Origin of the sequence: Peptacetobacter sp. (assembly GCF_029264495.1) — a bacterium.
Lineage (GTDB): Bacteria > Bacillota > Clostridia > Peptostreptococcales > Peptostreptococcaceae > Peptacetobacter.
In genome coordinates, this window is sequence record NZ_JARIBH010000042.1 from 1 (window position 1) to 12,248 (window position 12,248).

Consider the following 12,248-nt stretch of genomic DNA (forward strand, 5'->3'; position numbering starts at 1 on the left):
ACTATTAGAACTTCTTCTGAAACAATTTCTTGAATTTATTCTATTATCATCTGAATATCTATATGATTCAATACGTTTAGAATAATCACTGTTATCAAAATTATTTTCTGCATATGAATTAGAAATAGCTAGTATACTTATACAGAAGATACTCAAAGTAGCTGCTTTTATGTATTTTATTATAGAACAGGAGAAAGTAGTCTAGAAATAGATTCTTTTATTTTTATATAAGTAGATCTACTTTCATATATTTCTTTTGTTATTTCTCTAGAATTATCAATATCTCTTTCAAATATCAACCTTTGTTCTTTAGACTTTTCTTCTGAATATATAAAAGCATTTACCTCAAAATTAAGTTCAAAACTTCTTATATCCATATTAGCTGTACCAATAGAAACAATTGAATCATCGCTTACAACAGTCTTTGCATGAAGAAAAGCATCTTCTCCATATGTGTAAATTTTAGCTCCATAATCAAGTAATTCACCTGCATAAGAATAAGAAGCCCAATAAACAAAAGGATGGTCTGGTTTAGAAGGAATCATTATTCTAACATCTACACCAGAAAGACAGGCAACTTTTAATGTTTCCATTAAAGTCTTGTCTAAAATCAAGTAAGGACTTTGTATATATACATAATCTCTAGCTTTTTGTATTATTTTCATATAACCATATTTTATTTCATCTAATTCAGTTATATCAGGACCACTTGAAACTATTTGGATACCAATATTTCCATTTGATTTTTCTCTTTTTTTAGTAAAGTATTTTGCTAAATCTAAGTTTTCCTTAGTGACATATCTCCAGTCAAGAAGGAACCTAAGACTTAAGTCAATAACACAACTACCAGTAAGTTTTATATGTGTATCTCTCCATTCTCCAAACTTCGGATCTCTTCCAAGATATTCGTCTCCAATATTAAAACCTCCAACAAATCCAACCTTACCATCAATAACAACTATTTTTCTATGATTTCTGAAATTCAAATTAAAGTTAATAATATTTAAAAATGAAGGGAAGAAATTACCTATTTGAACACCAGCCTCTTTCATTTCTTTAATAGACTTTTTACTTAAATTTCTGCCACCAACAGCATCATATAAAAGTCTAACTTCAACACCAGATTGAGCTTTTTCTTTAAGTATTTCTATAATTTCCTTTCCAATTTTATCATCTTTAAAAATATAAAACTGTATATTTATATATTCTTCAGCTTTTTTTAATTCTGAAAGAAGAGAATCAAAAAATAGTTCTGACTTTGGGTATATATCTACAGTATTATCATCTGTATAATGAGCATTGTTAGAATTTGCAAGAGTGTAAATCATATCCTTATTTTCATCTATATACGGATCTAAATTTGACTCTATTTCAACATAGGATTCTAAAACTTTGTCTTTTATAACTTTATCCTCTTTTTCTTTTATACGAAACATATTTTTTTTAGCAATACTCCTACCAAATAAAGCATATAATATAAAACCTATAGGAGGAATAAGTACCAATATAACAATCCAAGTAAGTGTATTATCTATATTTCTTTTTCCTCTAAATATAAGGTCAATTACAAGACCAAAATTTATAAGATATATAATAGTAAGAGTAACTTCATATATTGATAATGATAATTTTTCCAAATAAAAATCTCCTTTCTAAAATATTTAAAAATTTGAAATGAAACGAAATGTATATTTATTTGTGGAATTTTTAATATATACATAAAAATGCTTTTATGATTATTAAAACATATAAAGCCTATGTTTTACAAGGAAAAAGTGAAATATTATATTTTAGATACCGAAATTATTTTGCGTAGATATTGTTATTTTTAAAAATTTAATTTATTATATTAATATATAATTGGGTGTATAATGCACAGATTTTAAACAATATATAAAACTTATATAAATTTAATAATAAATAGAAAATAGTTATAGATAAATGAGATAGATATAAAAATTAATATTGAAATTAATTTAAGGAGGATATCAAGTGAATAAAGAAAAAATATATAATGACATTTTAAATATAGTTAATAAAGAAGATATTATGATAGATGAACCTATGAAAAAGCATATAACTTTTAGAGTTGGAGGTCCAGCAGACATATTAGTTAGACCTAAAAGTGAAGAAGAACTAAAAAAAATAGTACAATATGTGAATGAAGAAAATATTCCATATATAATAAAAGGAAATGGCTCTAATTTACTTATAAAAGATGGTGGAATAAGAGGAGTTGTTATAGAATTAAGTTCTAATTTTAGTGATTTTAAAATAGAAGAAAATAAAATAGAGATACAATCAGGAGCATTACTATCAAAAATAGGAAATGCAGCATTAAATGAAGAGTTAAAAGGATTTGAATTTGCAGCTGGAATACCAGGAACTTTTGGAGGAGCTGTAACTATGAATGCAGGAGCATACGGTGGAGAAATAAAGGATATAGTAAAAACTGTGAAAGTTATGGATAAAAAAGGAAATATAATAGAACTTTCTAATAAAGATATGAAATTTGGGTATAGAAAAAGTATTATAATAGAAAAAGAATATATTGTTCTTTCAGCAGTTGTTGAATTAGAAAAAGGAAAATATGAAGAAATAAAAGAAATAATGAATGATCTAAAAGAAAGAAGAGTAACAAAACAACCACTTAATTTTGCAAGTGCGGGAAGTACATTTAAAAGACCAGAAGGATATTTTGCAGGGAAGTTAATACAAGATAGTGGATTAAAAGGATTATCTATAGGAGATGCACAAGTATCTGAAAAACATTCTGGATTTGTTATAAATAAAGGAAATGCAACAGCAAAACAACTATTAGATTTAATGTATGCTGTAAAAGCAACAGTAAATTCAAAGTTTGGTGTCATGCTAGAGGAAGAAGTTAAGATTCTAGGTGAAGAAGAATAGACCGGAGATGATGATATGAAGATAATAGCAGATTACCATACACATACTATTTATAGCAATGGTAAAAGTGGTAAAAGAAAACATGCTATAGGTACAATAGAAGAAAATGTACAAGAAGCTATAAAAAAAGGATTAAAAAAAATAGGGATATCTGATCATGGATACAGACATTTATTATATGGACTTAATAAAGAAAGTGTATTTAAAATGAGAGAAGAAATAGATATTCTCAATGAAAAATATAAAGAGATAGATATACTTTTAGGTATGGAATGTAATATTTTAGATAATAAAGGAACAATTGATATGGATGATAGAATAAGAGAGCAACTTGATTATGTTTTAGCAGGATATCATTTTGCATCAGAACCAACATCTTTAAGATGTCTTTTAAATCATGCAGATAATTACCTTTTAAAAACTAAACATTCTAAAAGGTATAATACAGATGCTATTGTAAATGCTATGAAAAATAATGATATATTTATGATTACACATCCTGGAGATAAAGGAGAAGTATATATTGAAGAAATTGCACGGGAGGCAAAAAAGAGAAATGTTATTTTGGAAATAAATAGTTCTCATAATCATCTAAATATAGAGCAACTAAAAAAAATAGAAAAATATGAAAATAGACTTATGATAGGATCAGATGCACATAAGCCTTTTATGGTAGGAAATTTTTCTAATGGAATAGAAACAGTAAAAAAATCAGGAATAGATATAAAAAGAATAGAAAATATTATAGAGTAAGAGGGGAATATTATGAAATTTGTTATAGTAACGGGATTATCAGGTTCTGGTAAAAGTGAAACAATGAAAGCATTAGAGGATATGGGGTTTTATTGTGTAGATAATATGCCTCCTACATTGATAACAAAATTTGCTGAAATTTGTTTTCAAGGCAATTCTAATATAGAAAAAGTAGCATTAGGAGTAGATATAAGAGGAAGAAGATTTTTTGAGGCACTACACGAAAGTCTAGAATATCTTGAAAAAGCTAATTATAGATTTGAAGTACTATATCTTGATTGTAATGATGATGTCCTTTTAAAAAGATATAAAATGACTAGAAGAAATCATCCGCTTTCAAAGAATATGCAAATTCCTGAAGGAATAAAAATTGAAAGACAGATTATGGAGCCTTTCAAGAAATATGCAACATGTATAATAGATACTTCGAATATGAAACCAAAAGATTTAAAAGAAGAAATTTCAAAAATATATAAAGATGGATTAGAGGAAGATACTCCAAATATAACAATATCAGTAGTTTCTTTTGGATTTAAATATGGAGTTCCAAAAGATGCAGACCTTGTGTTTGATGTAAGATTTCTTCCTAATCCTTATTATGATGAAAGTTTAAGACCAAAAACAGGAGATTTTAAAGAAGTAAGAGAATATGTTATGAACTCTAAAGTTAGTGAAGAATTTGTAGAAAAATTATTTGATTTTATAGAGTTTTTAATACCACAGTACATAGAAGAAGGAAAACAACATCTAGTAATAGGTATTGGCTGTACTGGAGGAAGACATAGATCTGTTACAATAGCAAACATGGTTTATGATGAGCTTTATAAAGAAGGATATAGAGTAATCAAAAAACATAGGGACTCTATGCTTGGTTAATAATTTATGGGGGCATTTTATGAATGACTTAAATATTATAATCGGTGTAATGGGATGGATAGCACTTATAATAGCAGCTATTTTATACATTAAAGCTAGAAAAGCAAAATTAGAAAGTCAAAGAAGAAGACAAGAATTGGAAGAAAAAAATCCTAAAGTAGTAGTAATTGGCGGTGGAACGGGACAATCAGTTTTTTTAAGAGGTCTTAAGTATTATACAAACAATATAACTGCAATAGTTACTGTTGCTGATGATGGTGGAGGATCTGGAGTTTTAAGAGAAGACTTAGGAATGTTACCTCCAGGAGATATTAGAAATTGTCTTTTAGCTCTTGCAAATATAGAGCCAACAATGAATGAGGTAATGCAATATAGATTTGAAGAAGGATGTTTAAAAGGGCAAAGTTTTGGAAATCTATTTCTTGCAGCAATGACAGGGCTTTATGGTAATTTTGAAACAGCTGTTTCAAAGTTAGGAGAAATATTTGCAATAACAGGAAAAGTATATCCAGTTACTTTAGAAGATGTTAACTTAGTAGCAGAATTAGGCAATGGAAAAGTAGTAGAAGGAGAATCTGCTATTCCAAAAGCTTGTAAGAAAGAAAAGACATATATAAAAAGATTAAAATTAGATAGAGATAATATTGAGCCATTAAAAGAGGTTATATATGCAATTAAAAATGCAGATATAATTATTATGGGTCCAGGAAGTCTTTATACAAGTGTTATACCAAATCTTTTAGTAGATGGAGTTGTTGATGCTATAAAAAACTCTGATGCACCAAAAGTATATGTTGGGAATGTAATGACTCAACCAGGTGAAACAGAAAAATATAATTTATATGATCATGTAAATGCTATAATAGAACATACAGGAGAGAAAAAAATTCTTGATTATGTAATAGCAAATAAAGAAATTTTAAATAAAGATGTTTTTATGCGTTATAATGAAGATGGAGCAGAGCAAGTTTTATTGGATAAAAAACAAAGAAAAAGTTTTGAAAAATTAGGCATAAAAGTAATAGAATCAGATCTTATTGAAATAAAAAATAATTATATAAGACATGATGCTAAAAATGTATCTAAAGTAATTATGCAAATAATTTCAGAAGAAAAAAATATGAAAGACAATTAATAAATTTTATTTACTTATAATATTATATGTTCGAAAAGAAAATAGTTTAAGGAGTGGATTTGATGAGAGAAGAAGTAAGTGCTGGTGGTGTTGTACTGTTTGGAAATGCTGTTCTTCTACTTAAAAAATTTAATGGAGATTGGGTACTCCCAAAAGGAAAGGTTGAAAAAGGAGAAAGCCATGAACAAGCTGCATTAAGAGAAGTAGGAGAAGAAACAGGTGTAAAAGCAGAGATAGATAAATATCTTGGCGAAATACATTATACTTTTAAAGAAAATTGGGATGAAAATAGAACAGTTCATAAAACTGTATTTTGGTATCTTATGAATGCTAAAAATATGGATACTGTTCCTCAAAAAGAAGAAGGGTTTGTAGATGCAAAATTCGTTCATATAGATAGAGTTGTGGAAATGGCTAGATATGATGATGAAAAAGAAATTATAAAAGTAGCCCTTGTAGAAATAAAGAAAAAACTAAATAATCAATAGGCAGTAGGTGGTATAAAAAAATGTCATTCTCAGCAGAGACGAAAAATGAATTAACAAGAATAGATTCAGATATTAAAGAGGTAAATTTAGCAGAACTTGCTGGTATAATAAGACTTTCAGGAAGTATACAAATTGTTGGATTTAAAAAAATGAATCTAAAAATAATAACAGAACTTAATTCAATAGCTAGGAAAGTTTTTAAACTTTTAAAACATGATTTTAATATAAATACCACTATCGCTGTAAATAAAAATCAGATGCTTAAAAGAAATAATAGTTACGTTTTAATAGTTAAAAATGATATGGGAGCAGAAAAGTTCTTAAAAGAAGTTGGGGTATTAGAAAATGTAGATGGATTTTTCCCTAAAAGTGATATATCAGAAGAATTAATAAGAACAGAAGAACAAAAAAAAGCATTTATAAGAGGTGCTTTTTTAGGTGGAGGTTCAATTAGTGATCCAGAAAAAAATTATCATTTAGAATTTGTAACTAACAATATGGAGTTTGCAGAATCTCTTAGAGATTTGATAAATAGTTTTGAATTTAATAGTAAAATTGTAGCTAGAAAAAATAACTATGTGGTATATTTGAAAGAAAGTGAACAAATATCAGATTTATTGAGTCTTATTGGAGCACATAATGCTCTTTTAAAACTTCAAAATGTAAAAATAGTTAAAGAAATGAGAAATAATGTAAATAGAATAGTAAATTGTGAAACAGCCAATCTTACTAAGGCTGTAAATGCAGCGGTTAAACAAGTGGAAAATATTAGAATAATAGAAGAAACAATAGGTATAAAAAAATTACCTACAAATTTACAACAAATAGCACTTCTTAGAGTAGAAAATGAAGACCTTACACTAAAAGAACTTGGAGAAATGCTAACTCCTCCTGTTGGAAAATCTGGAGTGAACTATAGATTAAAGAAAATACAGGAAATAGCAGATAATCTAAGAGAAAAATATAATATAGAATAAAATTTGAGGCTTTTCTATTATTTGAAAAGTCTCTTTTTATATAAATTAAATAGGGGGTGAATAAATGGAAAAAAATTTTACACATCTTCATGTACATACAGAATATAGTTTATTAGATGGATTTTCTAGAGTAAAAACTCTTGTAAAAAGAGCAAAAGAATTAGGTATGAAAGCTGTGGCAATAACAGATCATGGAAGTATGTTTGGAGCTATAGATTTTTATAAGGCAGCAAAAGAAGAGGGAATAAAACCTATTATAGGATGTGAAGTATATACAGCTCCTAGAAGATTAACAGATAAAGACCCTAATTATGATAAACATCAAGGGCATTTAGTGCTTTTAGCAAAAGATATGACCGGATATAAAAATTTAATAAAAATAGTTTCAAAATCTTATGTAGATGGTTTTTATTATAAACCAAGAACAGATATGGAGGAATTAAGAAAGCATAGTGAAGGGTTGATAGCATTATCTGCTTGTTTAGCAGGTGATGTACCAAGAGCTATAATGAATGGAAATTATGATAGAGCTAGAAAATTAGCTTTAGAATATAGGGAAATATTTGGGAATGGAAATTATTATTTAGAAATACAAGATCATGGAATTTTGGAACAAAAACAAGTAAATATAGAAATAGTAAAGCTATCTAGAGAATTAAATATTCCTTTAGTTGCAACTAACGATATACATTATGTAAATAAAGAAGATGCAAAAATTCAAGATATATTAATGTGTTTACAAATGCAAAAAACAATAGATGATACAAATAGAATGAAATTTCCTAGTGATGAATTTTATTTGAAAAGTAGAGAAGAAATGGAAATGTTATTTCCGGATTTAGAAGAAGCTTTAGATAACACAAATGAAATAGCAGAAAGATGTAATGTTGAATTTGAATTTAATAAATATCATCTTCCAAGGTATGATGTTCCACAAGGATATACAACAGATGAATATTTAAGAGAATTATGCAAAAATGGATTAGAAGAAAGATATGGAAAAGAGTGTCCAGAAGAGTATAAAGAGAGATTAAATTATGAACTTGATACAATAGAAAATATGGGATATGTAGAATATTTTTTAATTGTTTGGGATTTCATAAATTTTGCAAAGAAAAATAATATAATGGTCGGTCCAGGAAGGGGAAGTGCAGCAGGTTCTATTGTTGCATATACTCTAAAAATAACTGATATAGATCCAATGAAGTATAATTTACTTTTTGAAAGGTTTTTAAATCCAGAAAGGGTTTCTATGCCAGATATAGATATAGACTTTTGCTATGAAAGAAGAGAAGAAGTAATAGACTATGTAAAACAAAAATATGGAGAGGACCATGTTGCACAGATAATAACTTTTGGTACTATGGGTGCTAAAATTGCAATCAGAGACGTAGCAAGGGTATTAAATGTTTCATATAATAAAGCAGATAGAATAGCAAAAGAAATACCGTTTGAACTTGGAATGACAATAGATAAGGCAATGGATACAAATCCAACACTTGTAGAATTATATGAATCAGATGCAGAAACAAAAGAAGTAATAGATATATCAAAAAGATTAGAAGGAACATTAAGACATGCGTCTACGCATGCAGCAGGTGTTGTTATAGCGAGAAATCCTGTAGATGAGTATGTACCATTATATAAACACCAAGATTCTATAACAACTCAATTTACTATGACCACTCTTGAAGAATTAGGCTTATTAAAAATGGATTTTTTAGGTCTAAGAACATTAACAGTAATTAGAGATTCATTAGATTTGATAGAAAAAAATAGAAAGAAAAAGGGTTATACTGAGTATATAGATTTTTCAAAAATGGAATACGATGATGAAAAAGTATTTGAAACACTATCTTTAGGAAATACTTTAGGTGTATTCCAGTTAGAAAGTTCTGGAATGAGAAACTTTATGAAGCAATTAAAACCAAATAGTTTTGAAGATATTGTAGCGGGAATTTCTCTTTTTAGACCAGGTCCAATGGATTCTATACCAACATATATAGAAAATAAAAACAACCCAGAAAAAGTAAGTTATATAAATGAAAAATTACGACCAATATTAGAAGTAACTTATGGATGTTTAGTATACCAAGAACAAGTTATGCAAGTTGTTAGGGATTTGGCAGGATATAGCTATGGACGAAGTGACTTAGTTAGAAGAGCCATGAGTAAAAAGAAAATGGATGTAATGGAAGAAGAAAGACAGTATTTTATTCATGGTAAATTTGATGAAAATGGAAATATAGAAATTCCAGGATGTGTAAGAAATGGAGTATCTGAAGAAGATGCAAATAAAATATTTGACGACATGATTGATTTTGCAAAATATGCATTTAATAAATCCCATGCAGCTGCTTATGGAGTTTTAGCATATGAAACAGCATATTTAAAAGTACATTATCCAGTAGAATTTATGGCAGCACTTATAACAAGTATAATGGGTAACTCTGATAAAGTTGTTGAATATATAAGAGAGTGTAATACTTTAAATATCCCTGTAAATCCACCAGATATAAACAAAAGTTTTGCTAAATTTTCTGTTGAAGGAGACAGTATAAGATTTGGTCTTGCTGCTGTGAAAAATGTTGGTGTGAATATAATAGAGAATATAGTAAAAGAAAGAGAAGCAAATGGTGATTTTAAAGATTTTGTAGATTTTGCAAAAAGACTAGATGCAAAAGATACTAATAAAAGAGTTATAGAAAGTCTTATAAAATGTGGTGCATTTGATAGTATAAGTGAAAATAGAGCAACTCTGATGGCTGGATATGAATCAGTTCTTTCTAGTATAGCTATGGATAGAAAAAATAATATACAAGGTCAGATATCATTATTTGATTCTATATCAACTGATATTGAAAAAAAATCTACATTAGAAATAAATTCTAAAATGCCTTTTGTAAGAGAATTTACAGATAAAGAAAAACTTAACATGGAAAAAGAAGTTTTAAGCATGTATTTAAGTGGTCATCCATTATCAGAGTATAAGTCTGATTTAGATAATAAAACTACTATAAATATGAGAAAAATTAAAGAAATTAAAGAAGATGAAGTCAATTACATGAAACTCAATGAAAAAGAAGTCATAATGGGTGGAATGGTGATTGGTAAAAAGATAATGACTACTAAAAGAAATGAAATAATGGCATTTATTACATTAGAAGATATATATGGAGCGATAGAAGTTGTAGTATTTCCACAAGTTCTAAAAAAATATAATATACTTTTAAATGAAGACAGCATTGTATTAATAAAAGGAAGCATGAATATAGCTGGAGAAGATGAACCAAAATTAATTGCTAGAGATATAAAAGATATAAGGGATGAAGATGGATTTAGCAATGAAAAAATAATGATGAATTCATATGGAAATACTAATAAAAATAAAAGTAGAAATATGAATGTTAGAATAGATACTATAAAAGAAAAAAATCTTTTGATAAAAGTATTTAATATAGCTAGAAAATATCCAGGAAAAGATAGATTAGTATTAATTCCAAAAGATGAAAACATAGATATGGATATTAATAAAATTAGAGATTATAAAGTTCCAGGAATATATATATCAGCAGATGAAAGTTTAAGGAAAGAATTATCAAATTTAGTTGGGAAATTAAATATAGAAATATCAGAAGCATAGATAAAAAATAAACAAAAAAATTATTAAAAAGAAAAAGCCATCTTTAATAAAGATGGCTTTTTCCACAGATTGATTATTTTAAATTAGAGGATAATTTAAAATATCTTAAAGTGGTTAGTTAGTAAATTAAAAATCGTTTAGAATCTTAATCTACAATTATAAGGTATTGAGTTACTTATATTATAATAAAAAAAAAACAATCTGTAAACTGAAAATAAGACATTATTACCGTATAAAAATAAATTAAAATCCTTAAAAAGTTTATAAAATAAAAAAACAGTAATTTTATCACAAAAAAACTATTTTAAAAAAGAAAAGAAAAGCGATTTCCTTAAAAAACAATGTTTTTTTATTAACGATAAAAAAATAATTTTTATTTGAATAAAAAATTTATAAAGTATCTAAAAATAAATATGACTATATATATTATTTTGAATATAAAATGAAATTTTATTTATATATTTATAATTATCATACTTATTATAGTTAAAAGAGCTGCCAATTTTTCTTTTTTCTGCAATCTCTCTTTAAATATAAGATAACTCATAAACATTATAAAAACTATACCACCAGCACTAAAAATAGGGTATACAACAGCAGCCTCAAGAGTTTTTAATGAGTCTATAAGGAAAAATGAAGAGAACATATTAGGAATACCTGCACAAACACCTACAATGCAACTAGTAACATTAACTCCTTCTTTTCTGTTTTTAAATAGCATTATTAAACTAAATAACATTGCAGATATAAAAACTATCAATAAGAAAAAGTTTTTGTATTCAACAAGAGCATATTTTTGGAATACTTTATTCATAAAATCCGCAAATCCATAGAAAATAAATAATATTAAAAGAATAGGTTTAAAATCAGATTCTTTAATATTAGAAGGATTTATATTTATTATCAATATAGATATAAATGACAATATAATACCAATCCATTTTATAGTAGAAGGCATTTCATTCCATAAAAAGATAGAGCAAATCATAGGAATCAAAATCCCCATTTTAGCAAACATACCTGCTATTGAAGGACCACATTCATTTATAGTTTTTTGATAAACTATAAATCCTATGAAGAATAAAAAACCTGTTATAACACCTAAAACAATAGAAGCCCCAAAACTTCCTTCTGGAGTTAACACTCCAGCAAAATTATTCATTGTTTTTGCAACAATTCCATCAAATGATGTAGGAACATTTAATCCTGATTTCATAAGAACTATTGCTGAAATAATTGTAGCAGTTAGATAGTTAAATGTAGTAACTAAAGATCTGTTACATTCTTTTGACTCACTATATTTAAATATAAGAGCTATAGAACCACTACATATGATAGCTAGTAATAAATAAACCATATTTTCCTCCTAAGATAATTAATTATAAAAATTATACAATAAAAATTTTATTATTTCTATAAAAAAAGTTTGTTAAATATAATAATTAAATTTAATGGAATTGTAAAAA

9 protein-coding genes are annotated in these 12,248 nt (G+C 26.7%); 7 read left to right on the forward strand and 2 right to left on the reverse strand.

The genetic code is table 11. The annotated features are described in order from the left end of the window. Positions 1-179: 179 nt before the first annotated feature. On the reverse strand, positions 180-1,637 hold the full coding sequence (gene cls, locus Q1J78_RS04410) for a cardiolipin synthase (RefSeq protein ID WP_300277782.1): 1,458 nt from the start codon (positions 1,635-1,637) through the stop codon (positions 180-182). Positions 1,638-1,992: 355 nt separating this feature from the next. On the opposite strand from cls, the gene murB reads away from it, so the two are divergent. The 7 genes from murB to Q1J78_RS04445 all read left to right on the forward strand — a co-directional run bounded on the left by murB (position 1,993) and on the right by Q1J78_RS04445 (position 10,782). Then, a complete protein-coding gene (gene murB / locus Q1J78_RS04415; RefSeq protein WP_300277784.1) occupies positions 1,993-2,910 on the forward strand; it encodes a UDP-N-acetylmuramate dehydrogenase in 918 nt (305 codons plus the stop codon). Positions 2,911-2,925: 15 nt separating this feature from the next. Further along, positions 2,926-3,663, forward strand: coding sequence for a PHP domain-containing protein (locus Q1J78_RS04420; RefSeq protein ID WP_300277786.1), 738 nt, complete (start codon positions 2,926-2,928; stop codon positions 3,661-3,663). 12 nt (positions 3,664-3,675) lie between these two features. Then, positions 3,676-4,539, forward strand: a complete 864-nt coding sequence (rapZ, locus tag Q1J78_RS04425) for an RNase adapter RapZ (protein WP_300277788.1) — start codon at positions 3,676-3,678, stop codon at positions 4,537-4,539. 19 nt (positions 4,540-4,558) lie between these two features. Then, positions 4,559-5,674: a gluconeogenesis morphogenetic factor MgfK gene (locus Q1J78_RS04430; RefSeq protein WP_300277790.1), complete on the forward strand. Its 1,116-nt coding sequence runs from the start codon at positions 4,559-4,561 to the stop codon at positions 5,672-5,674. Between the two features lie 62 nt (positions 5,675-5,736). Next, positions 5,737-6,162: an NUDIX hydrolase gene (locus tag Q1J78_RS04435; RefSeq protein WP_300277792.1), complete on the forward strand. Its 426-nt coding sequence runs from the start codon at positions 5,737-5,739 to the stop codon at positions 6,160-6,162. Positions 6,163-6,182: 20 nt separating this feature from the next. Then, positions 6,183-7,139 (forward strand): DNA-binding protein WhiA, encoded by a 957-nt coding sequence (gene whiA / locus Q1J78_RS04440; RefSeq protein ID WP_300277794.1) that lies wholly within the window; start codon positions 6,183-6,185, stop codon positions 7,137-7,139. A gap of 64 nt (positions 7,140-7,203) precedes the next feature. Continuing rightward, entirely contained in the window at positions 7,204-10,782 is a 3,579-nt protein-coding gene (locus Q1J78_RS04445; protein ID WP_300277796.1) for a DNA polymerase III subunit alpha, read from the forward strand. Between the two features lie 454 nt (positions 10,783-11,236). On the opposite strand, the gene Q1J78_RS04450 is transcribed toward Q1J78_RS04445, so the two are convergent. Then, the gene (locus tag Q1J78_RS04450) at positions 11,237-12,139 is read right to left on the reverse strand and encodes an SMR family transporter (RefSeq protein WP_300277798.1); all 903 of its coding nucleotides are present in this window, start codon (positions 12,137-12,139) and stop codon (positions 11,237-11,239) included. Positions 12,140-12,248 lie beyond the last annotated feature (109 nt).

What these genes read in the sequence shown, in the direction of transcription:
- Q1J78_RS04430 (WP_300277790.1), top strand. Translation starts at nt 4,559, where the DNA reads ATGAATGACTTAAATATTATAATCGGTGTAATGGGATGGATAGCACTT.
- rapZ (WP_300277788.1), top strand. Translation starts at nt 3,676, where the DNA reads ATGAAATTTGTTATAGTAACGGGATTATCAGGTTCTGGTAAAAGTGAA.
- Q1J78_RS04445 (WP_300277796.1), top strand. Translation starts at nt 7,204, where the DNA reads ATGGAAAAAAATTTTACACATCTTCATGTACATACAGAATATAGTTTA.
- Q1J78_RS04450 (WP_300277798.1), bottom strand. Translation starts at nt 12,139, where the DNA reads ATGGTTTATTTATTACTAGCTATCATATGTAGTGGTTCTATAGCTCTT.
- Q1J78_RS04420 (WP_300277786.1), top strand. Translation starts at nt 2,926, where the DNA reads ATGAAGATAATAGCAGATTACCATACACATACTATTTATAGCAATGGT.
- whiA (WP_300277794.1), top strand. Translation starts at nt 6,183, where the DNA reads ATGTCATTCTCAGCAGAGACGAAAAATGAATTAACAAGAATAGATTCA.
- Q1J78_RS04435 (WP_300277792.1), top strand. Translation starts at nt 5,737, where the DNA reads ATGAGAGAAGAAGTAAGTGCTGGTGGTGTTGTACTGTTTGGAAATGCT.